This window comes from Planktothrix sp. PCC 11201 (assembly GCF_900009135.1).
GTDB lineage: Bacteria > Cyanobacteriota > Cyanobacteriia > Cyanobacteriales > Microcoleaceae > Planktothrix.
The window spans coordinates 1-25,218 of the sequence record NZ_LT797711.1 but is presented as its reverse complement, the minus strand read 5'-3'; the positions used below and the strand labels follow the sequence as shown (position 1 = coordinate 25,218).

The window sequence follows — 25,218 nt, the reverse complement described above, 5'->3', positions numbered from 1 at the left end:
CAACGGGGCTATAATGGGATTTCTTCTTCAATAATTGAGTTCCGATCTAATATTAATAGATCTCTGAGTTGATCAGTATCTAAAGCTGTTAACCAATCTTCTCCCGCACTAACAACCTGTTCCGCTAACGCTTTTTTACTTTCAATTAAATCATGGATTTTTTCCTCTAATGTTCCTGTACAAACGAATTTATGGACTTGTACATTGCGGGTTTGACCAATTCTAAAAACTCGATCTGTCGCTTGATTTTCCACTGCTGGGTTCCACCATCGGTCAAAATGAAAAACATGATTCGCCCGGGTTAAATTTAATCCTACTCCTCCGGCTTTTAACGATAATATCATAATCGGGGGAGCTTGCGGATCATTTTGAAAGCGATCAATCATTTCTTCTCGCTTATTTTTTGAGGTACTTCCATATAGAAATAATATTTCTCGGTTAAAATAATGTTCTAAATAGGGTTGTAATACCTTTCCCCATTCAGCAAATTGAGTAAAAATTAAAGCCCGATCGCCTTCTGCTAAAACCTCATCTAACATTTCTGTTAAACGTTGTAATTTTCCTGAATATTGAGTTTTAATTATATCTGATTTTTTACTATTTTTAACTTTAGCTTCGATTAAAACCGGATGGTTACAAATTTGTTTCAGTCTGACTAATAAAGCTAAAATCATTCCTCGACGTTGAATTCCTGCCGCATCATCAATTTTTTCTAAGGAGTCATCAACAATTTTTTGATATAGGGTTGCTTGTTCAGTTGTTAAAGGACAAAATACTATATTTTCCTGTTTTTCCGGTAAATCTTGAATAATATCCTTATCGGTTTTTAAGCGACGTAAAATAAAGGGTTGTACGAGCGATCGCAAAATCTTCAAAGAATCCGTATCCCCATATTTTTCAATGGGAATAGCAAACCGTCGTTGAAAAAATAGTCGTTGTCCTAAATACCCTGGATTCAAGAAATCCATAATTGACCACAATTCCGAGAGGCGATTTTCTACCGGAGTTCCTGTTAGTGCTATTTTAAACGATGCGTTGATATTTCTAACGGTTTTTGATTGTTTAGCATCGGGATTTTTAATATTTTGAGCTTCATCTAATACCAGTCCTTGCCAAGTTACTCCTTGCAATTCTTTCTCGTCTCGGAAAGTTAAGGGATAACTGGTAATCACTAAATTTTTATCTTGAATTATTTTAGTAAAATTATTACCTTTAGCCCGTTTATCGCCATGATGAACCATAACTTTTAGGGTGGGACTAAACTTTTTAACCTCCCGTTCCCAATTTCCTAAAACCGATGTTGGACAAACCAATAAAACTGGATTTTCTAAACTATTCTGTTCTTTTAAATGTAGTAAAAAAGCAATAAATTCTATGGTTTTTCCCAATCCCATATCATCAGCTAAACAAGCTCCTAAACCCCATTGTTCTAGGAAAGACAACCAACCTGCACCTCTAGCTTGATAAGGTCGTAATTCCCCTTTAAAATCTTTAGGATTCGGAATCGGTTCTAAGTTACGATTATTGGTTAAAGTATTTAATAATTCCTGTAATTTTCCTCCCGCTTCAAAATTAACAACAGGTAATTTTTCAATCATTTGAGTATCTCCCGTTGATAACCTTAACGCATCTTCTAAGGAAAGCGTCATTTCATCTTTGCGCTGACTAAAAAATATCTTTGCCGATCTAATATCCGATTCGCGTAATTCTACCCATTCCCCATTAATTTCTACTAACGGACTTTCCTTAGCAACTAAGCGATCAAATTCCGCCTTAGTCATGGTTTGACCACCAATTGATAATTGCCATTTAAAGTTTAATAGACTTTTTAATCCTAATCTTTCATTGGTTTTTAATTTAGGGGTTTCTGCTTTAATACTTAATCCTAATCGACTCGCCCACCCCTCTCGATTTGCTAAACTCGGAGGTAATATTACCCCTAAACCACTATCAGTAAAGCGCCAAGCATAGCTTTTCAAAAATTGATAAGCTTGTAAAGGATTTAAACTACAGCTTTGGGGGCGTGCTTGCTGTAAACTGGTTTCAATTACCGGATATAATTTTGAAGCCAGTCCTAAGCCTTTTAACAGGGTTTCCTGGGGATGTTTAATGGTTCTCCCTCGATAATTAAATGAGTCAACAGGATGATTCCAAACAATATTAGAATTAACAATAAATTCAGGTTGATCAATAGCTTGTAGACAATATTCTAATTGCCAATTAGGATTATATTCTGTGGGAGGATGTAAACGAAAAGCCGTCGAAAATAGATTAAATTCAGATAAAGAATATTGTAGGGGAGAAGTCCAATTTTTTAAAGTGGTTTCTAGGAATTCTATTTCTGTTAATTCAGCATTAATAGTATTTTCTTTTTGTCCTAAACTCTGTAACCATTTTTGCCAAATTGGAAGTGATACAATCGCTTTTTGATCAACTTCTTTAGCTATATTTCTCACCTGTTGATCAATCATTATCGATAAAAAATTAATAATAATATCCTCAGCAGACAGGGGTAAATTAATCGCCAAACTATCACCTTCTATTAACTCCTGATATACTCGACAAACCGTTGGCATTTGTTGGGCAAAACGTAATAATCTAGCTTGATCAATCGCACTATCAAGAAGCGGTTGCCATTGAGATATAATAGTTTGATCAGATTGTTTAATTAATCCGGGTAAAAATTTAGATCGGGCTAATAAATCCAAACTCCAACGGGCAATATGTGACCAAAAACGTAGATCTTCCCCCAGGTCGGAATCAGTTGTGATAACGGTATTCAAGGGTAGAGATTGTAAAAATTGAAACGCTTGTTGAGGGTTGAGACTAATTCCAGTAATTTGCCAAGGATAAAGATAGGATTTAGGAATATTAGTTGTAGCAGAATAAATCGGAGTGAGTTCCCCAGATTCAGAAATATCTGTTGGTAACGCTATAATTTGTTGGGATGGAATATTTGATAACCCAATATTTTTTAACAATAGTTGAGTCAATAATTCTGTATCATTTAAAGCAAAAGGATAGGGGAAAATTGCTTCTGAATAAAAGGACTCTGACGGGACTCGTCGCCAGGTTTCTCCCCATAGAAAGAAAGACCCACCCGGCGTCATGCACCAACTTCCATGTAAAATTGCCATATTGATAAAATTGTGATTGGAAAAAGATGTTAGGTTCTCTTAGGTTAACCCAACTGACGAGAAAGGACTAGAAAAATGGCCTTATTAGTAAACCATTAACATCAAGCCTTAAATAATTTTAGTTGAAATATACCTAAAAAATATGAAAGCATCGGAAACCAAGCTACAAAAGATTTTAGAAGGAACCCAACAATATCTTGTTCCCCTATTTCAACGTTTCTATAGCTGGGAACGTCAACAATGGGAAAATTTGTGGGAGGATCTGATAGATTTGACAGAACAGGAAACAATAAGACCTCATTTTATGGGTTCTATTGTGACTATGCAAACGGTTTCTGTGCCGGAAGGAGTGTCTAAATATTTATTAATTGATGGACAACAAAGACTGATAACTATTTTAATTTTATTGGCTGTTGTTCGTGATCATGCTAAACAACAACAAATACATAAAATAGCAGAAAAAATTAATAATACCATTCTAATTAATCCTTATGAAATAGGATTAGAAAAATATAAGCTACAACCTACTCAGGCAGATCGTTGCAATTTTCATAAGATTATTGATGAAAGTTCTGCTAACCCTGAGAAATCTTTAATTAATGAGTGCTATCGCTTCTTTGATAAAAAATTACGTCAGAGAGAAATTGAATTAAGTTTAATTACAACAGTGATTATTAGTGGTCTTTCCTTAGTTAGTATTGTTTTAGATCCAGACGAAAATCCGCACTTGGTTTTTGAAAGTTTAAATGCGAAAGGAAAAGCTTTAAGCGAAGCTGATTTAATTAGAAACTACTTCTTTATGAAAATTCATGTGGAACAACAGGAGGAAATTTATGCTCAATATTGGGAACCAATGCAAGACGCTTTAGGCGATAATTTGACTGAATTTATCCGTCATTATTTAATGAAATATGGTCGAGAAGTTAAAAAAGATCAAGTTTATTTGACATTAAAGGATAAAGTTAATGCTAAAAATGCTTTAGAATCTTTAGAAGATTTAGCTATTTTTGCCGACTACTATAATAAATTAATTGAGCCAAATAAGGAAATCAACAAAGCTATTAGTAATTTTCTGATGCGAATAAAAAGACTAGAATTAACTACGGTCTATCCATTTTTACTAAATTGTTACGATGATTACAGCAACGGTAAATTTACTGCTGATGAATTTGTAGAAATCTTAAAGATTCTGGAAAACTTTATTATTCGTCGTTTTGTTTGTAACTTTCCCACCAACTCCCTCAACAAAATGTTTCCTTCTTTATACAGTCAAATTAAACAAAAAATTGATAAAAATTTTATGGATGGGTTAAAAGAAATTCTTGCCCAAAAAAACTATCCCAGCGATGATAAGTTTAAATTGATGTTAAAAGAAGTGGAACTTTATGCAACTAGGGTGAAGGCAGAAAAGGCTAAACTAATTTTAGAATCAATCGAACAGTCATTTGCCCATAAAGAAGGTGTATCTTTCGATAATCTTTCAATCGAACACATTATGCCTCAAAAGCTCAATAAAGATTGGGAAAAATCTTTAGGCGAAGATTGGGAAACAACTCACCAACTGTTGCTGCATACACTGGGAAACTTAACTCTCACAGGATATAATCCTGAACTTTCTAATAAACCTTTTGATAAAAAACGGGACATTTTGTTAGAAAGTCATTTAGAATTAAACGAGTATTTTAAAAATAAAATCACCTGGAAGAAGGAGGATATTGAAGATAGATCAGAATCTTTAGCAGAAATCTGTCTAAAAATATGGCCTTACTTTGGGGAGGTTAAAGACAATACTGTGGGTAAAGTTAGAGGAACAAAACCCACAGTATTGTCTGTACTTAACAAAAAATATACTGTTAAAAATTGGCGAGATGTATTAGAAACAACCCTAAACGTTGTTGCCGAATTAGATGAAGATAAGTTTCAGGAACTTATTACAGACTATCCTCGTTTAGTAAATTGGAATAATCAAAAATTAAGATACACCAGAAAACTAAAAAATGGGGCTTTTATTGAGGTTAACTTATGTGCGGAAGATATTAATTCATTTTGCTTAAAAGCCATTGAAAGAGCCGGATTAAGTTCTGAAGATTGGCAAGTTGAGGCGATTTGAAAGTATTTCAAAAATCGTAATAAATTCAGTTTTCATGAAAATTTACAACGTGAGTTAAAGAGATGGCAAGTTTAGTCAGATCATGGGTTTAAATTGAAGATTTTTTGAGAACCCGCCCCTACAGGATGGTTAATCATTAATTAGAAACTCATTAGTCCTATTTCTCATATCCCAAATCACCAAAAGTTTGATCGCGCCTCTCCCATCCCCCAAACTCAAAGCGCGATCGCTAATTTTTCAATAAACACTTAATTTACACATATAAAAGCTGATTGGCAATTTCATCAGACGTTAGCGTATTTAGAGGAGTCAATTGACAAAATAATAATTAATTCGTTATAATCAAGACATATCAAATCCTTGTTGATCGCTTTTAATTTAAGAGTATGGACAGTAAAGATTAATTTCAGTTAAAATCAATTAATAACTATAATTAATAGTTAATTTTATGAATCTAGTAACTTTAGAAATTCCTGACCCATTAATGACTCAATTACAACAACAGCCTTAATTACTTTTTCTGGATTTTCAATTAGAAATCAGTAACCAAAAATAATGCCATGATTACCCTAAATATAGATGACATTCAGCACAATTTATCAGAATTTATCAAACTGATTCAAGAAGGTAACAGCTTGATCATTACTCAAGCTGATCAACCTATTGCTGAAATCAAACCGATACTAACAAAACCACCTCAAAAAGAACGCCGTCCTATTGGTTTATGTGAGGGTGAATTTGTTGTACCAGATGATTTTAATGATCCCCTCCCTGAAGAAATTATTAACTTATTTACCAATCCATGAAAATTATCTTAGATACTCATATTTTTCTGTGGTTTATTACTAATAATAAATGACTAGCAGACCAATATTATGATGCTATCAGTAATCAAGATAACGAGATTTATCTCAGTGTAGTTTCGGTTTGGGAAGCAATAATTAAATATCAATTAGGAAAATTACCATTACCAGAATCTCCTAAAATTTACCTTCCCCAACAGCGTGAAAAACATTTAATTTCTAGTTTATCTATTGCTGAAACTACGATTACTCAATTAGCTAAATTACCAGCCTTACATAATGATCCCTTTGATCGTGTTTTACTCTGTCAATCTTTAGAGCATGATTTAACCATTATGACAGAAGATAAAGCTATTCTTTCCTATCCAATGGTAAAGTTTTTCTAAAAATTAGGTGACATACTATGTATTTTCAACTCAATCCACCGCGATTATAAGGCATCATAGACATCCATTTCTGGACAATTCCAATCTTCAGTAAAACTTTGCAGTCTAGCACACAAATTGGCTGCTTGTTGTCGATTTATACCGCGAGATTGTAAATCAATAGGTCTCTTTTTTTCTCCCTCATCAATCAAGTCACAAGCCTTTGATTTTTCCAGATTTTTTGTGCTTTCTGTCAGGAGTTTTTGATTGATTTCCAGATAGTTTGAGATAGCTTCATTCACTACGTCGCTTAAATCCCGATCCATTAGAGTTGCGATCGCCGAAAGTGCTGCTTTTTTCTCGCTATCCAGTGTCAGCATCATGTTTTCTTTGCTCATAGTATGTGCGGTTGTTATCAATGGTATTATACCATTATTCTAAGTTAAAAAAGCCTCAGAAGGGGGCGGGTTTAGTCAGGTGATCGGTTAGAATCAAAGAATTGTTGAGAACCCGCCCCTACAGGATGGTTGATCATTAATTAGAAACTCATTAGTCCTATTTTCCCATATCCCAAATCACCAAAAGTGCGATCGCATCTCTCCTACCCCCAATCTCAAAGCGCGATCGCCCTTTTTCCATCCCTTTAATAACAAGGTACAAGCGATCGCACCTCTCCCATCCCTAACTTGACAAAATAATATTTATTAGCTATAATAAAACATAGTAAAATTTACTTTATTAAAAACATGACGAACTTATCAGAGAAGCGACAAGTAAGACGGGGTAGAATCTTAAAAGAAAATACTATCCCCCCCGAAGAATTAGCAAAACGCAAAGCAGAAAGAACTCAATTAGGTCTGCGTTGCCGAGCGATATTTGAAAGACTACGCCCCCAATTAATAGATGAATATTATAATTATTTCATTGCTATCGAACCTGATAGTGAAGATTATTTAATTGCACCCCAATTACCCAAGTTAATTGAAAAAATACGCGAGATTTATGGCGAACAAAATATTAAAATGACCGCATTTCGTCTCAATGAAAGAGGAACCTGTGGCATGATATGATCGCAGGTACATTTGGTGAAAATGGGCAGTTATTCTTTGAAATTGAATTAATTGCAACTCATGGTGAATCCTTTCCAATAGAAGTGTTGTTCGACACTGGTTTTACCACAGGTTGGCTGGCAATTAATTCTCAAGACCTACAAGCCTTACAATGGTCTTTAATTGCTCCCCAAGTCGAGATGCAGACAGCGCGGGGAGATGAGTTTTTTAATATCTATGAAGGCAAAGTAATTCTGGATGGAGAAGAATTTATTATCCCAGTTCATGTTGGCGATGAACTGCCTGAAATTTTAATAGGTTCTCAATGGCTAGAAATGATGGAGTTAGTTGTCAATAAATCTAGGGGTATTTTGACATTAGATATGGTAAATTCTATGTGAAAGATTATCGAACTTATGCTGATCAAGGGTCATAAGTACCTTGATAACTGCTATAAATCCGGTATCCGGGGAATACTAAATCTTAGAAATAGACATGGCACTAATTCGGTAGTAATATTATGCCATTATTCTAAGTTAAAAAAAGCCTCAGAAGGGGGCGGGTTTAGTCAGGTGATCGGTTAGAATCAAAGAATTGTTAAGAACCCGCCCCTACAGTATTAACGAGTTAAAATTAGCCCCAACCCCGATAATCGAGGATAGGTAGTTTGGTGGTCAGTCCCGTTAAGATTACATTTGTTGACCCAATATAGAGAGGATTGAGATGGTCAGCAACTATAATGAAGAACTGAACTCAGGTTTCTAAAACACAAGGATTCAGTCAAAATCAACCTCAATCGGTGAGGTCGGATGGGATTGAAGATCAGAAACCTCAGTCCAACTTTAAAACTCCCTCTGTTGCTTGTGAAATCGTGGCTAGAAGACTGTTAACTGTTCATAAGGAAGGGTTGACGGCGAGTGTTTATACACTCCCTACCCATGCTCATCACCGTGTTACGATGGCGACAGAGAGAGAATAGTGGAAGAAGAAGGAAGATAAAATACATGGAAGAGATCATTAAGTCGATATCGTTTGATGGAAGGGATATTCGACTCAAAATAGGTTTACTTGCGCCACAGGCAGGTGGAGCCGTGTTAATCGAGTCGGGAGATACATCAGTTCTAGTGACTGCGACTCGCGCCGAAGGTAGACCCGGATTGGACTTTCTACCCTTGTTGGTGGACTACGAGGAGCGACTGTACGCGGGGGGAAGAATTCCAGGGGGATTCTTACGTCGGGAAGGTCGTCCACCCGATCGCGTTACCTTAACCAGTCGTTTAATTGACCGTCCCTTACGTCCTCTGATTCCTCATTGGTTGCGGGATGATATTCAGGTGGTGGCCACAACCCTGTCGATGGATGAACAAGTACCACCGGATGTGTTAGCGGTGACAGGTGCTTCTGTAGCAGTAATTTTGGCAAGAATTCCCTTTTTTGGGCCGATGGCTGCGGTACGGGTGGGTTTAGTCGGAGATGACTTTATTATTAACCCGACTTACCGGGAAGTGAAAAATGGGGATTTGGATTTAGTCGTGGCGGGTTCCCCCGATGGCGTGGTGATGGTGGAAGCAGGTGCGAACCAACTACCGGAACAGGATATTATCGAAGCGATCGACTTTGGTTATGAGGCGGTTTGTGATTTAATCAAGGCCCAAGAGGAATTAATGCGAGACTTGGGAATTGAGGTCAAACCTGGGGAACCCCCAGAGGGAAATCAAGGGTTAATCCAGTTTGTTCGGGATCGCGTGACTCTCCCTGTTAAACAAGTTCTCCAGCAACATGACCTGGATAAAACCGCCCGGGATGCCAACCTGGATAAAATCAAGGCAAGTGAGGTCGTAGCTCCCATTGAAGCTCTGCCCGAAGATGATCCGATCCGGGTGGCGGTGGCAGAGGATTCTAAGTTGGTGAGTCAGATTTTCAAGGACATCACCAAAACCTTGATGCGTCAGCAAATTGTTCAAGATAGTGTGCGGGTGGATGGTCGCAGCTTGGATCAGGTGCGTCCGGTATCCTGTAAGGTCAGTTGTTTGCCGAAACGGGTACATGGCAGTGGTTTGTTTAATCGCGGTTTAACTCAAGTATTATCAATTGCCACTTTGGGGACGCCGGGAGATGCTCAGGATTTGGATGACTTGCATCCCCAGGAAGAAAAACGCTATATGCACCACTACAATTTTCCGCCTTATTCGGTTGGAGAAACCAAACCCATGCGATCGCCCGGACGTCGGGAAATTGGTCACGGAGCTTTAGCAGAACGGGCCTTAGTTCCGGTATTACCTTCTAAGGATCAGTTTCCCTATGTAATTCGGGTGGTTTCAGAGGTCTTATCTTCTAATGGTTCAACGTCCATGGGTTCGGTCTGTGGATCAACTTTGGCCTTGATGGATGCCGGGGTTCCCATTTCTAAACCCGTGAGTGGGGCGGCGATGGGATTAATTAAAGAAGGGGAAGAAGTTCGGATTCTCACCGATATCCAAGGAATCGAGGACTTTTTAGGAGATATGGATTTCAAGGTGGCGGGGACAGATACCGGAGTCACTGCCCTACAAATGGATATGAAAATCACCGGGTTGCCGATGAAGACGGTGGCGGATGCCATTTATCAGGCAAAACCTGCCCGACTGCATATCCTGGAAAAAATGTTAGAGGTAATTGGCAAACCTCGTTCGGATTTATCGCCCTACGCCCCTCGGTTATTAACCTTGAAAATTGATCCCGATTTGATTGGTTTGGTAATTGGGCCTGGTGGGAAAACCATTAAGGGGATTACGGAAGAAACCGGAGTCAAGATTGATATTGATGATGATGGTACGGTCACAATTGCTTCCACCGATAGCGAAAATGCCGCCCGCGCCTATCAAATCATTCAGGGAATGACCCGCAAACTGAATGCTGGGGATGTGTATGTGGGCCGAATTACTCGGATTATTCCAATTGGGGCTTTTGTGGAATTACTCCCCGGTAAAGAGGGAATGATTCATATTTCCCAGTTGGCAGATTACCGGGTTCCTCGGGTGGAGGATGAAGTCTCGGTCGGGGATGAAGTGATTGTCAAAGTTCGGGAAATTGACAGTAAGGGTCGGATTAATCTTACCCGTCTGAATATTCACCCCGATGAAGCTGCGGCTGCCCGGACTGCGGCAACGAAATAGATCAGACTGTAGGGGCGGGTTCTTTACAAATTTCTGATACTCACAGATAACCTTTCTAAACCCGCCCCACTCATTCGTAATTCGTAATTCGTAATTAGAACAGTTGAGACTCAAAGGCTCCGATATCAATAATGTTATTAATAATTCGGTTAAAGCCTGCCCCCCGTTGATCAAATTGTCCCGGGTCTGTATATGGGGCAATAAAGCTATTACTTCCCTTGTTAATGGCAAGACTGGTACTAGCTAGAGCCAAGGTAGGCGTGCCACCACCGTTATTTTGTAAGGGACTGAGTAAAGGATCAATCGGGGTGGTACTGCTACCAACTTGATCATTGTTCACTCCATTGACTAAACCCTGTCCTCCAGTTCCGTCTCCAATTATATTATTGCCACCACTCTTAAAGGCAAATTCTATGGATGCTCCCACGTCGGGGTCAAGGGGGGAGGTGTTACTGGCGATAATTGTGTTTTTCAGGTTGGCTACACCGCCAATATTTCTGACCCCGCCACTGTTTCCGGTCGCATTATTGAAGGCAATCGTACTATTGGTAATCGTCAAGTCCGCAACAGAGTTAAACACGCCACCACCGATGTTGCCTTTGTTGTTAGCAATCGTGCTATTAATAACTTGGACTTGACCATCAATCACAATAATTCCACCACCGTTGCTACCTATGTTATTGCTGATGGTACTATTTTGAACCGTGAGTTGGCCAGAGTTGGCGATCGCCCCCCCATTATTCGCCTGGTTTGCATCGAGCCAACTGTCGATCACCTTCACCTTACTGGTAGAGGAAGTAATATTAATCGCACCGCCCCGACTCCCTGTGGTCGTACTGCTTGTATTGGGTATCGTCCCGGCGGGGAAACCATTGCTCAGTTTCAATCCTTCAAAGGTGACATTCCCGCCATTAACGGTGAAAATATTGTAGTCTCCGCCCGTATCTCGACGAATCGTGAGCTTATTGGCCCCTGGCCCATCAAAAATCACATCGCTACCGACCCCGGGTAAAGCCCCAGCCAGATTAATCACCCCAGCAGCGGCTTTGTCAACAAAGGTAATCTTATCTTCCCCTGGTAAAGATTCAGCGTTAAGAATCGCCTGACGTAAGGAACCTTCTACTAGGGTGGCATAGTCTGCCGGGGCTTGGCTGGTGGTATCTCCCAGTTGAGTCACGGCGGTATCATTGGCCAGAATTGTCACCTTTGCGGTATTTTCTTTGGGAGCAATCTTATAATTGCCGTCCGCTAAGACTAGGGTGAGGGATTCATCGGCTTCGGCTGGGACATCATCAATCGGAGTCAGGATGATATCAATACTGGATTGATTGTTGGGAAGGGTGAGCGTAGCGGTGGAGGTGTTACTGACCGCTACGGTTTGACCCGTCGAGGTGGTCAAAGTATAGTCCGCCGCGCTAATTTTATCGGGTTTTAGGGTGAGGTTGATCGTTAAATCCCCAAAGGTGTCCGGGGCGCGACTAATCCGATAAATCCCGTTTTTGGGTAGTTCATTGGGGACTTTTGTGGTGACAGGTTCGGTGGCCGTTGCTTCTACGGTGGTTAAACTGAGAGTGGCTTTGTCGTCATCTTTGATGGTCACGGTACTGGTAGGGATAATGTCTCCCGCGAGTCCGTTTTTGTCAAAATTAGCAAAGGAGAGTTGAAAGTCACGGTCAGGTTGCACCCGGGTGTTCCCAATAATTCCCAGGGGGACAATTTGTTTGTCTTGGTTAACAGCAAATTGAATTCTTTGGGGCCCTGGTGTAAAGTCGGTATTAGCGATCGCCGTCTCACTGGTAAATACCACATCCACACTAGAGGTTTGACTAATATCTCCTGAGCGAACCACCTGAACTTCATTAAACAGGCTAGTGGTGTCTCCTTCATCTACGCTGTAGTTGTTCTGGGTAAAGTTATAGCTAGGTGGGGAATCATCATCATCAATGATCAGAGCCGCTTGCGGGACTGTGGTTCCCGTTTGTCCATCGTTATCGAAGTTAGAAAAGGACAGAATTACGGTTTCGGTAGACTCAGATGTTTGATCCCCTTTAATCGTAACCGGTACCGTTTTACTAATTTCCCCAGGTGCAAATTGCACCGGGATGGTACTCGGGGTAAAATCATCTCCTGGGGTCGCTCCATTTTTGGCAGCGGGGTTTAAGTCCACCGTCACCGAGGAGTCAATATCAACCTTTCCTGAGCGAACAATAGTAATTTCACTGTAGGTAATATCACTATTCCCTTCCCGAACTCGATAAGTATTAGTGGTGAAGTCGTAGGTCGGAACATTATCATCGTCAACCACCAGTAACTCTGCGGTGGGATGCTGGTTCCCCACCAAAGCTCCTAGGGGGGGATTGAGGGAGAGATTCAGGGTTCTGTTTTGATTGGGTGTGAGGTTGCCGATAATGGTAATCGGGACAGTTTGAGCGATTTGTCCCGGGGTGAAGTTGACGGTGATTGGCCCGGGAACAAAATCTACATTGGGGATAGCATTGACTCCGGTAATATTAACTTCCACAGAGGAGTTAACATTAATATCCCCAGAACGATCAATTTCTACCAGTTGGGTAATATTACTGGAGTTACCTTCAAGGGTTTTGAATAGGGGTTCTTTGAAATCATAGGTAGTGGGGCCATCGTCGTCATTAATAATTAAGTTGGTTGTGGGATTAAGGGTTCCCGCTTGTCCCGTGGGGAGAAAACCGTCTGGTGCAAAGGATAGGATAATTGTTTCTGAAGGTTCAATTTCGTTATCACCAATGATCGGGATTTGGAAGGTATTCTCAGTCTGACCAGGGGCAAATTGTAGGACGATTTCCGTGGGTTCGACATCAACCCCAGGTGTTCCGCCATTCTGTCCAGCCGGGGTAAGCAAAACTCTCACACTCGATTGCTGACTGGTATCAAAAGTACGATTAACCGTAATAGTGGCTTGCTGAGGAAAGCCAGGATCACCCTCAAAGATGGGAAATTCCGGCTGACTAAAGTTATAAACCGGGGGTCTGGGCGGAAGATCTTCGCTCCCGATACTAGCTATGGCGGTGGATTGTTGTGGATTAGCGGTGTATAAAAAGCCGGATTCTTTTAAGGTGATATCGATAGTTAGGGGGTCTTCTTCAAATTTATCATTATTGATGGGAGCGAGTTTTAGGGTGGCGATGGTACCATTTGCCGGGAAGGAAATGCTACCTCCGGTACTCGTAAAGGTTTGGTTGTCAATAACGGTATAGTTTTCCCCTAGTTTCGCCGTTCCTCCCACGGTGAAGTTAACGTTAATTGGTAGGTCTAAGGAACCTCCCGCCCGTGTAAAGGTATAAACAAAGTTTTCTTCGCTGTTTTCGAGGATAGTAGAGGGAGCAACTGACAGACTAATCGCGGAGGGAAAGGGCCCGATGGGAAAAACGATCGGTGGCGTTGAGTTGGTGGGAGGGACAGTTCCTGGGGAACTACTATCATTGTCTTGTAGGGTGACAACAATTTCCTGGGATTGTCCTAGGGTAGCTCCTCCGGTGGGATTGGCTAAAATTAACTTAAAGCTTTCATTCGGTTCGGTTTCTCGATCATCAATAACGGTTAAAGGAATAGGAACGATTTTAAAAGTTTCGTAAGGTTTAAAAACGATTTCTACGGGTTCTAGGTTAACGTCACTACCAGTGGCGGTGTCTAGTTGCAATTCTAGTTTTGCACTCACCGTATTAAACGGGGAGCCCGCCCGCCGAACGTTGACAAATAGGGCCGGTGTTTCGCCTTCTTTGACTACCAAGGAATCATTATTGGTAAACTCAATAATGGGCGTAAGGCTTTCGATCGACTGGGTGAAGTTGGCCTGATTATTCAGGGTTGTAGCTTGGGTTTCGGTTAACAATATCAGTTGTTGATTGCTGACCTTATCTTCAATTACGGTATCATTTCCCACTTGAACAAACCGCAAATCAGCAAATTTTAATTCCTTGGTTAATCCAAGTAAATCGACTCCAATTCTAAAATCGGTAATGATATCAATTTCACTATCAATGAGTTCTCGACCAATCACAAATACATCGGAACCCCCTCCACCGGTGAGTTCATTTTTCCCGCTTCCGCTATAGAGAAGGTCGTTTCCTCTATCTCCAAATAGCTGATCATTTCCACTACTGTTAAATAGGGTATCATTCCCCTGTCCACCATAAAGGAGGTCGTCACCTTCACCGCCATTGAGTTGATCGTCCCCACTATTGCCATAGGCAATATCATTCCCTGCTTCTCCTTCGAGGGTATCATTTCCCAGATCCCCAAACATCAGATCATTGCCATTACCCCCAGACAGCAAATCCTGATCCTGACCTCCATTCAGGGTATCGTTTTTGTCTAATCCTTGTAAGGTATCATTTCCTAAAAATCCTAGGATTTCATCGGGTTCGGGTGTCCCGGTTAAAAAATCATCGCTCGCAGTGCCAATAATTTGTGTCATATCCAGGAATCTAATTTAAGTGAGTAATTGATTTTAAGTTTGAGTTGGGTTAAATGTCGTTTTTTCTGTATCCCATGATACATAACGCAAATTAACCCCTATCTTTTGTCTGGAGTGTCCCCAGGTTGGTTAGTCCTGTACTGGAATGTTTCCCTCTAATATAAATTTTGTTAACACCACAAAGCTTACCCATAAGTCTCCTGTTTGTTAACAAATCTCAATATTGCAATAATTAGCGGTCAGTCGTTTAGTTGCCTCCCATCTTCCTCGATCTGTAACAAACTGTAAAGATTATCCCCAAAACCGTTAAACTTCGTTGCGGGATCATACAGTTTGGCAACGGACGTGATACCTTCTACCCAGTGACCAAAAAACACAGTTAAGCGTAAGGGGAGAAAAACCTGTGAAGTTAGAGATGGGATACTCAACAGCTTCTGATCATCAAGGCGTAAGTGCTTATGTGGCAGATTTACAACTGCACATGACGTTACAAGCTCGTAATTTAGTTCCCAACCTGACGATAGCTCGTGATTCTCGTGAGCAAATGCTACAACAAACTCAGGCAGACCTGGAAAAATTCGTTTCTCGCCAAACTCTCTAGTTCAGTTTGGCTATCCACCCTAAAAACCCGCAACCCTGCTATTTTTGGATTAATTGCGGGATTTCGATCCGATCATCGATCAGGAGAAAATCTGATGTCAGGTTATTTCGGATAGCGATTAAATCGCAATAATCGAAATCCTCTCGTCCTAATGCTTTTAGGGTGATTTTTTCTAGGGTATCTCCAGGTTTAACCTGATAGGAAACCCAACTATAGGATTGTCCATCTAAGGGAAGTTCTGATGATTTTTGTAACCATTTTTGATAGTTATGATCTCGGTTTTTAGATAGGCGAGATTCCGTTTGTTTCAGGGCAAATTGCCAAACTTTGTAACCTTCTGGACTCAGGTGTAAACCGTCGGTTGTTAATTCAGATCGGAGATTTCCCTGGGTATTAGTAAATCGTTGATGAAAGTCCAAATAGATGCTTCCCCTGTCGTTAACTTGTTGGGCTAAGTTTTGATTTAGTTGTTTAATTAAAGAATTTGGAATCGAAAAAGTTAGGGTTTCTGTTGGTAATTGAGTCGGAAAAATAGATTGAACTAAAATACGGGTATCAGGATAATTGTATTGTAAATAATCGAGTATTTTCTGATGGTTTTCTAATATCTCTGCAACGGGAACTTGTCTTTTTAAATCATTAATTCCAGCTAAAATATAAATATTATTAGGATTATTCTTGGCAAAAATATCCAGACGTTTTAAAATTCCACTGGTTGTATCTCCTGAAATCCCTTGATTTAACCAGAATGTTCCCGATGGTAATAAACTATTAGGAAACCACATACTTAGGGAATCTCCTAATAAAATATTCAGACGAGATGAATCAGATTTTTTGGCAATTTTATCTTTAATTAAATCGGATTCTTGCTTTAATATATCCAGCCAATCTTGATAATTTGGCTGGTCAATTTCATAGTCTGAATGGGTGTAAATTTGACTTTTATGCAGGGCAAAAAGCCTTTGTTGGTACATTTCAATGCCAGTTTTTGGGAGCATAAAATCATGGGAAACGGGGATCACGGATTTAAGAGGATTTCGCGGATTTCACGGATTTTCATCTGTGTTAATCGGCATCATCCTCTTAAATTCTTACACTGATAACTGGTAACTGTTTACTGATAACTGATTTAGTAGGTTTCAACGTGCCAACGATGTGCTTTTTTGAGTGTTTTCTGGTAGTCATTCCAGTTAACATCAAATTTACCCGCAGCCGAGGTCATACCTTCGTCAATTCCACCTTCCATACCTTTGAGACCACAAATATAGGTATGGGTATTATCTTTCTGAACTAATTGCCATAGTTCATCGGCGTTTTCTTTAATCCGATCTTGAATATACATTTTGCCACCTTCGGGATTTTGTTGCTCACGACTGATGGCATAGGTCAAGCGGAAGTTATCAGGAAATTCCCGTTGTAACTGTTCCAATTCTTCTTTATACAGAATATTGGCAGTGTAAGGAATTCCAAAGAATAGCCAAGCTAAACCCTTGAATTTGTAGTCTTCATGTTGTTCTTTAAACATCCGCCACAGGAAGGCTCGGAACGGCGCAATACCCGTACCCGTTGCCATCATCACCACCGTAGCTTCTTCATCATCGGGTAATAACATTTCCTTACCCACCGGCCCGGTGATGGCCACATCCGCCCCGACTTCTAAATTGCATAGATGGGTGGAACAAACACCATAGACGGTTTCTCCAGTTTCAGGATGTTTGTATTCCAGTTGACGAACACAGAGGGAAACGGTTTTATCATCCAGTTTATCCCCATGACGAGTAGAGGCAATGGAATACAGCCTTAATTTATGGGATTTGCCTTTTTTATCTGTTCCAGGGGGAATAATCCCAATACTTTGACCTTCAACATAGCGTAAGTCGCCACCAGAGAGGTCAAAGGTGAGGTGACGGACAGTACCCGAACCGCCTTCACCCACGAGTTCATAGTTCTCAATACATTTCCCGATATAGGGATTGTTCGGACGGTAGGTATTAACGGGAATTTCCGTTTTGGCCTTGGCTTCAGTTATGGGCTGGCTGTTTTCTTCAGATGGTTGGCTCTGGTGTTGACTGACAGTCGCTACGGACGTTTCGGGTAGAGGTTCACCGGCGGGGCGAATACTAACAATTTTCCCCCCCGACCGAGCAATCCGACGCATTTCTTGATTCATGCGTTCGTAGGGGACAGTGACATAAACCACACCACTGCGACGAATCGGGAAGTTGAGTTTGTCTGTATTTTCCCCTTGTCGGAGTCCCTCCACTTCAAAGATAAAGACGCGGCCGTTAGCCCCTGTCTTGGTTACAACACCATTTCCACTTGGACGATACATTCGTTTGTTCTCCCTTATAATGCCTAAGCTCTTAACTAACAAAATGTGACGAATACATCACTTGCTGGTTTTTTTGACGTGCGATGGACGGAAACAGTCAAATATTACTTTTCCCTCTCACACTGGCTTGAGGGCCGTTACTGTTGTCAATTTGCACTTTGCACTATTTTACAGCTTAGTGTTCATCGACTAATCGGAATTAGTTACACAGAAGATCAGCTTGGGGGAAGTGCACTATAAACATTTGTGACACAATACAATTGACCTATTGCTTTAAACTGGATATTTTTTGATGGTCATGGGGATTTTGCCTTGGGTGTTATTAGCCACATTGGGACTAGCCGCGGGAACAACGGCCGGATTACTCGGGATTGGTGGGGGAATGTTAGTTGTCCCGGGGTTATTTTATATTTTTAATTTAATGGGGTTTCCAACCGATCTGGTGATGCACAGTGCGATCGCCACTTCCATGAGTGTAATGACTTTTACGGCGACTTCTTCGATTGTGGCGCACCATTCTCAAGGGGATGTGCAATGGGGAGTTTTTTGGAAAATTATTCCTGGGATTCTATTAGGGGTTTTATTCGGTGCTTTATTAGATCATACTTTATCTAGTGCTTTACTGAAAATAATTTTCGGATTATTTTTATTATTGATTTCTGTTAAATTATTGCTAGATTTTAAACCTCGAGTACAATCAGATTCCTTACCTGGATTAGCTATAATCAACGCCGTCGGGTTAGGAATCGGTTTTAAGTCGGGTCTTCTCGGAGTAGGAGGCGGTGCAATTAGTGTGCCTTTTTTAATTTATTGCGGATTACCCATGTATGAAGTGGTGGGGACATCTTCCTCCTTTAGTTTACCGATTTCTATTTTAGGAACTTTGGCTTTTTTGCTATCTTCCCATGGCGATTCTTTTCTTCCTGGGTTTATTGGATATATTTACTGGCCAGCTTTATTATTAATCGCTCCGTTTGCAATCTTAGGCGCTTTTTGGGGAACAGCACTTTCCCATATTATTTCAGGAGAAAAATTACGGACGGGTTTTGCTTTATTTTTATTGTTCATTAGTTTAAATATGTTATTCACTTAAACCCAGAGACTGAATTAGCCGACAAGTTTTTATTCATTGATAAATTCAGCTTCACAGATAGTTGATTCCCTTTGTTCCAGGTCTTCTGCATCCCACAATCCATTCAGAAAGGTAGTATAAAAATATTCTCCGCCGTGTTGCATATCAACTTTAGGAGAGTTTTTAGCATAGGGACTCGGATCGGAAATCCCCCGTTGTGCTTGATAATGAATATAGGTATCTGAATTAACGCACATCACATGATAAAAGTCTTTATTGGCTCCCGATTCATCTCCTAGCTTATAACGAGATAGCCCCCGGTTTAAATAGGCTTTAATAAAGTTGGGATCAATATTTAGAACTTGATCAAAATCATCAATTGCGGCTTGATATTGTTTTAAGTTGTGATGAACACAGCCTCGATTATAATAGGCATAGACATTATAAGGATCAATTTGTAATGCTCGGTTATAATCTCGAATGGCGCGATCATGATTGCCTAATTGATAATGACATAATCCCCGATTAATATAGGCTTTAATATAATTCAATTCTAATTCAGTGGTTTTATTAAAATCATCTAAAGCCTTTTCTTTGATCCCTAATAAATAAAAAGCTCGACCGCGATTATAATAGGTTTTATGATTCTCAGGATTGAGGGATAGAGCTTGATTGTAATTATCAATTGCATCTTGATACTGTCCTGATTGGGCGATCGCTAATCCCAAATTATTATAAACCGCATCACTTTTGGGATTAAAACTTAGGGCGATTTTAAAATCTTGAATGGCTTTTTCATATTTGCCCAAATGTCTCCAAGCATTGCCTCGATTCACATAAGCATCGGGTAACTTAGGTTCGATTTGTAAGGCTTTTGTTAAATCACTCACCGCTTTTTGATAGTCTTTCAAATAATAATAAACTAGACCCCTATTATTATAAGCATTGGCATAATTAGGGTTTAATTGAATCACTTGATCAAAATCCTTCAAAGCACCCTGATAATTGCCTAGGCGTGCTTTTGTTAAACCTTGTTCATAAAATCTTTTACTATTATTAAACATGGAACTCCCTTTTGGTAAATTAAACTCAGTTGATTTTTATAGAAATATTAAATTTGATTAAAAACAGGCGAACCCTACTGAAATCTAGGATTATGCTTTGAGCTTGATCTTCTCAGTCTGGGCAAAAATTCCTTTACACTTCCCCATTGTCCATGATATCAAATTTAGAATTCAAAAGTCTGGAGTCTGGACAAAAAATTTACAATCATCTGATATCCCCAACCTAATCCCTAATTTATTTATTCTGCATAAAAAACCCCCAAACCGGAAAAGTTTGGAGGAATCTTAAAGTATTTTAACCGTGCTGGGTTAAACGACTACAAAATTGACTAATTTTCCCGGGACAACAATCACTTTTTTAATAGTTTTGTCCCCAATATGACGTTGACTCACTTCAGAATTTCGGGCATATTCTTCTAAAGTTTGGTGATCGGCGGTCGCTGGAACTTGCAGCGTCCCACGGGTTTTTCCATTAATTTGAATCACTAAGGTAATTTCATCCACCACTAAGGCTTCTGGCTCATGCTCAGGCCATATTTGAGTATGAATTGAACCCGTTTTTCCAATCAATTGCCATAATTCCTCCGCGATATGGGGGGCAAAGGGGGCTAATAATTTCAACAGGGTTTCAATGCCTTCAGAATAAATCGGAGATTCTTTACACTTTGCTTCTGATAAAGCATTACTGAGTTTCATCAATTCAGATACGGCCGTATTAAATTGATAGTCTCCGTTTAAATCCTCGCTGACTTCTTTAATAGCCGTATGAATCGCCCGTTTTAAGTCTTTTTCAACTTTACTTAATTCTCGATTCTTGGGTTTAGAAGTGGCAATTTCAGCAAATTCGGTAACAATTCTCCAAACCCGATTCAAGAAGCGAAATTGTCCCTCAACATCGGCATCATCCCATTCTAAATCCTTCTCAGGAGGGGCTTTAAATAGAATAAACATTCGGGCGGTATCAGCCCCATATTTGCCCATTACTTCTAATGGATCAACCCCATTATATTTAGATTTAGACATCTTCTCATAAAAGACTTCTAACTTTTCTCCCGTGGTCGGATCTTGGGGATTACTCGGACTAACTTGGGAGGCGGAAAAATACTTTCCAGTGGTGCGGTTTTTATAGGTAATTCCCTGCACCATTCCTTGAGTTAATAACTTTTCAAAGGGCTCTTTACAATGTAATAATCCGCGATCGCGCACCACTTTAGTAAAGAATCGAGAATACAACAAATGCAAAATGGCGTGTTCAATACCACCCACATATTGATCTACTGACATCCAATCATTAGTAATGGCTGGATTGAATACTTGTTGATCATTTTTGGCATCGGGATAACGCAGATAATACCAAGAAGAATCAATAAACGTATCCATGGTATCGGTTTCCCGTTTAGCCGGAGTTCCACAACTCGGACAGGGCACATTAATCCAGTCTTCTAATTGGGCTAAAGGCGATAAACCTCGACCACTAAATTTAACATTTTCCGGCAATTTTACGGGTAAATCCTGATCGGGAACTGCCACCGCCCCACAATTCGGACAATGAATAATCGGGATCGGAGTTCCCCAATAGCGTTGACGGGAAATCAACCAATCTCTTAACCGATATTGAATAATTCCTTTGCCATATCCTTCATCTTCAGCATAGTCAATAATCGCTTGTTTGGCGTGTTCGGAATGTTCCCCACTAAAATTACAGGATTCGACTAAAATTCCTGTCCCCGTATAGGCAGTTGTGATTTGATCATTTTCCTCATTATCATTATCTGCATCATCAGGAACAATCACCTGTTTGATGGGTAAATCATATTGAGTGGCAAATTGAAAATCCCGAACATCATGGGCTGGAACTCCCATGACCGCGCCTGTTCCATATCCATATAAAACATAATCCGCAATCCAAATCGGAATTTCTTCCTCATTAAAAGGATTAAGGACTTTTCCCCCGGTAGGAACGCCCCGTTTTGGTTTATCTTCAGAAGTGCGATCGGTTTGGCTTTCGTTTTTAACTTCCTGAATAAATGCTTCTACGGCGGCTTTTTGTTCGGGAGTTGTTACCTGAGCAACTAAGGGATGTTCCGGGGCTAATACCACATAGGAAACCCCATAAACCGTATCGGGACGGGTGGTAAAAACTGGGATATTTTCATCTAACCCAATGATCGGAAATTCTAACTGCGCCCCAATGGATTGTCCGATCCAGTTAGCTTGCATTAATTTAACCCGTTCCGGCCAGCCGTTTAAATGCTCTAAATCGTTGAGTAATTCGTTAGCATAGTCGGTAATTTTTAAGAACCATTGCCGCAATAATTTCTGCTCAACAATAGCCCCAGACCGCCAAGATCTTCCCTCATTATCGACTTGTTCATTAGCCAGCACCGTTTGATCAATTGGATCCCAATTAACCGCCGCTTCTTTTTGATAGGCGAGTCCACACTTATAGAATTGTAAGAATAGCCATTGTGTCCAACGGTAATATTCCGGGGAACAGGTGGTGACCTCCTTTTCCCAATCAATGGAGAACCCCAACTTTTGCAGTTGTTCCCGCATTTGGGCAATATTTTGATACGTCCATTCCGCCGGAGGAATTCCTCGGTCAATGGCGGCATTTTCGGCGGGTAGTCCAAAGGCGTCCCACCCCATGGGATGTAAGACACGATAGCCTTGCATCCGTTTGTGTCGGGCGATCACGTCAGTAATGGTATAATTGCGAACGTGACCCATGTGTAAACTCCCCGACGGATAGGGGAACATGGATAGCGCGTAAAATTTGGGCCGGTTTTTATCGGTCGGGGTTTTGTACAACCCCTGTTGTGCCCAGGTTTGTTGCCACTTTTGTTCAAGGGATGCAGGATTATATCGAGACTCCACAGCCATACTTCGTGCCGGATACGTTTTCTTATTTGTTTATTATTTTTACATATTGGTGAGGTTACAAACCTAAGCTAAGGGTTTCCCAGTTCCATTTCACTGTTTAATTTCTTCTGGGTTAGGGGTATGTCTTTATGCCAATAATCAATATTTTGTATTGTAGATTACAATTCGACCCATGGAATTCCTCTAGTATACGAAGCCTGAATAGGAAATTGCCCCACCCTATCTTCACTGAGTCGCAGTCAATTATTAATTTTTAAGTGTTTTTATCTACTGCGTAATCCATGAATTAAACTGATTCTAAGATGGCAGATAGGGTCAAGAAAATCACCTATTCTTCGAGCAACTTTATTAAGTTAAATTCCTAAATAGTCATCGTGAAAAAAAATTTCGGTAGACGCAAATTCTTAGTTTATGGTTCGGCAGCCTTTGGGAGTACCCTGTTCCTGAAAGGGTGTGCTAACTCTGCTAACAATAATACCACGAGTTCAACCCCAACCTCAACCGCAACCCCAACCGCAACCCCCAGCGGTGGCGGCGATACCATTAAGGTGGGAATTCTTCACTCCTTAAGTGGAACGATGGCAATTAGTGAAACCACCGTTGTGGAAGCCGAAAAGTTGGCAATTAAAGAAATTAACGCCAATGGTGGGGTACTTGGTAAACAAATTGAAGCCATCGTTGAAGATGGTGCTTCTGATTGGCCGACTTTTGCCGAAAAAGCTCAAAAATTAATCGACCAAGATAAAGTCGTTACTGTTTTTGGTTGCTGGACATCTGCCAGTCGGAAGGCGGTAAAAGATGTATTTGAATCGAGAAATCATATGTTATGGTATCCGGTTCAATACGAAGGTCAAGAATGTTCTAAAAACATTTTTTATACCGGAGCCGCCCCGAATCAACAAATTGAACCCGCCGTACAATGGTTATTTGATAATAAAGGTAAGGAATTTTTCTTAGTAGGCTCCGACTATGTTTTTCCCCGCACGGCTAACAATATTATTAAGGAACAGTTAATAGCTATTGGTGGCACAACCGTAGGGGAAGATTATTTACCTCTAGGGAATACGGAAGTTACCCCAATTATTACTAAAATTAAACAGGCATTACCCAATGGCGGTGTGATTTTTAATAGTTTGAATGGAGATAGTAATGTAGCCTTCTTCAAACAGTTACAGGGGGCGGGAATGACCCCGGAAAAATATCCGGTGATGTCGGTCAGTATTGGGGAAGAAGAAGTCCGACAAATTGGGAAGGACTTCCTTTTGGGTCACTATGCCGCTTGGAACTATTTCCAAACCGTTGACACTCCCACTAATAAGAAATGGGTCGAAGCGTTTAAAGCTGAATATGGGCCAGACCGGGTAACAAATGACCCGATGGAAGCCGCTTATTTGATGGTCTATTTGTGGAAACAGGCCGTAGAAAAAGCCGGAACTGCTGATGATTTAGAGAAGGTTAGATTGGCAGCTATCGGTCAAAGTTTCGATGCTCCTGAGGGCAAAGTGACGATGTTCCCCAACCATCATATTTCTAAAACCGTGCGGATGGGACAGGTACGGGATGATGGATTATTTAATATTGTTTGGGCAACGGAAGGCCCAGTTGATCCGATTCCCTGGAACCAATTTGTTCCGGCGACCAAGGGCTTTGGTTGTGACTGGACTGATCCCAAGAAAGGGGAAAAATACAAAATGGAAGCGACATAATTAATCAACTTTAACCCCGGATTTAGATCCCCCCTAAAAAAAAACCGGGGCTTTTTCATTTGCCAGAAATTAGGTGCAAAAAAGCCAAAGATAATTGATATTTTCGGCTATCATTCTTTGAGTTATTGTCGGAGAATGATAGCCGTTAATTCTGAGAAGATTAAGAACTATATTTCTGATAAGTAAGTAAACAAAATTAATTACATAACTAGAAAATAATGATTTATACTAAAAAAACACTCTAAATCTCGAAAATCCATGATATTACTGAAAGAAATGAATCTCGAAATGTTCAAACTTTTAAACAGAATAAGTTGCTCAAGCCAATTTCCTCAAGTAAGAAATAGAGCCCAATGTATAATCCTGATTTATCAGGGGTTTTCTCCCGAGCAACTAATAACAATATTTAGAATCAGCCGAAGAACTCTATATAATTGGGTGACTCGATGGGAAAAAAGTGGATTTGTCGGTCTATATAATGAAAAAGG

General features: G+C 40.2%; 16 protein-coding genes and 1 pseudogene. 10 read left to right on the top strand and 7 right to left on the bottom strand.

Going from position 1 to position 25,218, the window contains the following annotated elements; all coding sequences use genetic code 11:
• Window positions 1–8: 8 nt before the first annotated feature.
• Window positions 9–3,137: a DEAD/DEAH box helicase gene (locus tag PL11201_RS22420; protein ID WP_079681082.1), complete on the bottom strand. Its 3,129-nt coding sequence runs from the start codon at window positions 3,135–3,137 to the stop codon at window positions 9–11.
• Window positions 3,138–3,279: 142 nt separating this feature from the next.
• On the opposite strand from PL11201_RS22420, the gene PL11201_RS22415 reads away from it, so the two are divergent.
• The 3 genes and pseudogenes from PL11201_RS22415 to PL11201_RS27570 form a co-directional block, all read left to right on the top strand.
• Entirely contained in the window at window positions 3,280–5,247 is a 1,968-nt protein-coding gene (locus tag PL11201_RS22415; RefSeq protein ID WP_079681081.1) for a DUF262 domain-containing protein, read from the top strand.
• A gap of 560 nt (window positions 5,248–5,807) precedes the next feature.
• On the top strand, window positions 5,808–6,053 hold the full coding sequence (locus tag PL11201_RS22410) for a type II toxin-antitoxin system Phd/YefM family antitoxin (RefSeq protein WP_079681080.1): 246 nt from the start codon (window positions 5,808–5,810) through the stop codon (window positions 6,051–6,053).
• Window positions 6,054–6,124: 71 nt separating this feature from the next.
• Window positions 6,125–6,436 (top strand): annotated as a pseudogene (locus tag PL11201_RS27570) (type II toxin-antitoxin system VapC family toxin); the annotation flags it as partial.
• 44 nt (window positions 6,437–6,480) lie between these two features.
• Here PL11201_RS27570 and PL11201_RS26925 read toward each other — a convergent pair.
• On the bottom strand, window positions 6,481–6,813 hold the full coding sequence (locus PL11201_RS26925; protein ID WP_200816849.1) for a CopG family ribbon-helix-helix protein: 333 nt from the start codon (window positions 6,811–6,813) through the stop codon (window positions 6,481–6,483).
• A gap of 348 nt (window positions 6,814–7,161) precedes the next feature.
• Between PL11201_RS26925 and PL11201_RS22395 the strand changes: the two genes are divergently transcribed.
• From PL11201_RS22395 to PL11201_RS22385, 3 genes are all read left to right on the top strand, one after another.
• On the top strand, window positions 7,162–7,485 hold the full coding sequence (locus PL11201_RS22395; RefSeq protein WP_079681079.1) for a hypothetical protein: 324 nt from the start codon (window positions 7,162–7,164) through the stop codon (window positions 7,483–7,485).
• On the top strand, window positions 7,482–7,865 hold the full coding sequence (locus PL11201_RS22390) for an aspartyl protease (RefSeq protein ID WP_079681078.1): 384 nt from the start codon (window positions 7,482–7,484) through the stop codon (window positions 7,863–7,865). The genes PL11201_RS22395 and PL11201_RS22390 overlap by 4 nt, the downstream gene beginning before the upstream one ends.
• A 603-nt stretch (window positions 7,866–8,468) precedes the next feature.
• Window positions 8,469–10,619: a polyribonucleotide nucleotidyltransferase gene (locus tag PL11201_RS22385; RefSeq protein WP_079681077.1), complete on the top strand. Its 2,151-nt coding sequence runs from the start codon at window positions 8,469–8,471 to the stop codon at window positions 10,617–10,619.
• 94 nt (window positions 10,620–10,713) lie between these two features.
• Here PL11201_RS22385 and PL11201_RS22380 read toward each other — a convergent pair whose 3' ends face one another.
• Window positions 10,714–15,072: a Calx-beta domain-containing protein gene (locus PL11201_RS22380; protein WP_079681076.1), complete on the bottom strand. Its 4,359-nt coding sequence runs from the start codon at window positions 15,070–15,072 to the stop codon at window positions 10,714–10,716.
• A gap of 415 nt (window positions 15,073–15,487) precedes the next feature.
• Between PL11201_RS22380 and PL11201_RS22375 the strand changes: the two genes are divergently transcribed.
• The gene (locus PL11201_RS22375; protein WP_079681075.1) at window positions 15,488–15,673 is read left to right on the top strand and encodes a hypothetical protein; all 186 of its coding nucleotides are present in this window, start codon (window positions 15,488–15,490) and stop codon (window positions 15,671–15,673) included.
• A gap of 38 nt (window positions 15,674–15,711) precedes the next feature.
• On the opposite strand, the gene PL11201_RS22370 is transcribed toward PL11201_RS22375, so the two are convergent.
• Complete coding sequence (locus PL11201_RS22370; RefSeq protein WP_079681074.1) at window positions 15,712–16,671, bottom strand: GDSL-type esterase/lipase family protein; 960 nt, start codon at window positions 16,669–16,671, stop codon at window positions 15,712–15,714.
• A gap of 131 nt (window positions 16,672–16,802) precedes the next feature.
• Window positions 16,803–18,005, bottom strand: coding sequence for a ferredoxin--NADP reductase (gene petH, locus PL11201_RS22365; RefSeq protein ID WP_079681073.1), 1,203 nt, complete (start codon window positions 18,003–18,005; stop codon window positions 16,803–16,805).
• Between the two features lie 292 nt (window positions 18,006–18,297).
• Here petH and PL11201_RS22360 point away from each other — a divergent pair, with 292 nt between their 5' ends.
• A complete protein-coding gene (locus tag PL11201_RS22360) occupies window positions 18,298–19,098 on the top strand; it encodes a sulfite exporter TauE/SafE family protein (RefSeq protein WP_200816848.1) in 801 nt (266 codons plus the stop codon).
• Window positions 19,099–19,127: 29 nt separating this feature from the next.
• Here the strand turns inward: PL11201_RS22360 and PL11201_RS22355 are convergent, their stop codons facing one another.
• Both PL11201_RS22355 and leuS read right to left on the bottom strand, forming a co-directional pair.
• The gene (locus tag PL11201_RS22355; protein WP_079681072.1) at window positions 19,128–20,141 is read right to left on the bottom strand and encodes a tetratricopeptide repeat protein; all 1,014 of its coding nucleotides are present in this window, start codon (window positions 20,139–20,141) and stop codon (window positions 19,128–19,130) included.
• Between the two features lie 309 nt (window positions 20,142–20,450).
• The gene (gene leuS, locus PL11201_RS22350) at window positions 20,451–23,018 is read right to left on the bottom strand and encodes a leucine--tRNA ligase (protein ID WP_079681588.1); all 2,568 of its coding nucleotides are present in this window, start codon (window positions 23,016–23,018) and stop codon (window positions 20,451–20,453) included.
• Between the two features lie 377 nt (window positions 23,019–23,395).
• Between leuS and urtA the strand changes: the two genes are divergently transcribed.
• Together urtA and PL11201_RS27565 are read left to right on the top strand one after the other, a co-directional pair.
• Window positions 23,396–24,730 carry an urea ABC transporter substrate-binding protein gene (urtA, locus tag PL11201_RS22345; RefSeq protein ID WP_200816867.1) on the top strand — a complete coding sequence of 445 codons (1,335 nt, stop codon included), beginning with the start codon at window positions 23,396–23,398 and terminating at the stop codon, window positions 24,728–24,730.
• A gap of 258 nt (window positions 24,731–24,988) precedes the next feature.
• On the top strand, window positions 24,989–25,218 hold a 230-nt coding region (locus PL11201_RS27565; protein ID WP_144017865.1), incomplete at its 3' end, for a helix-turn-helix domain-containing protein.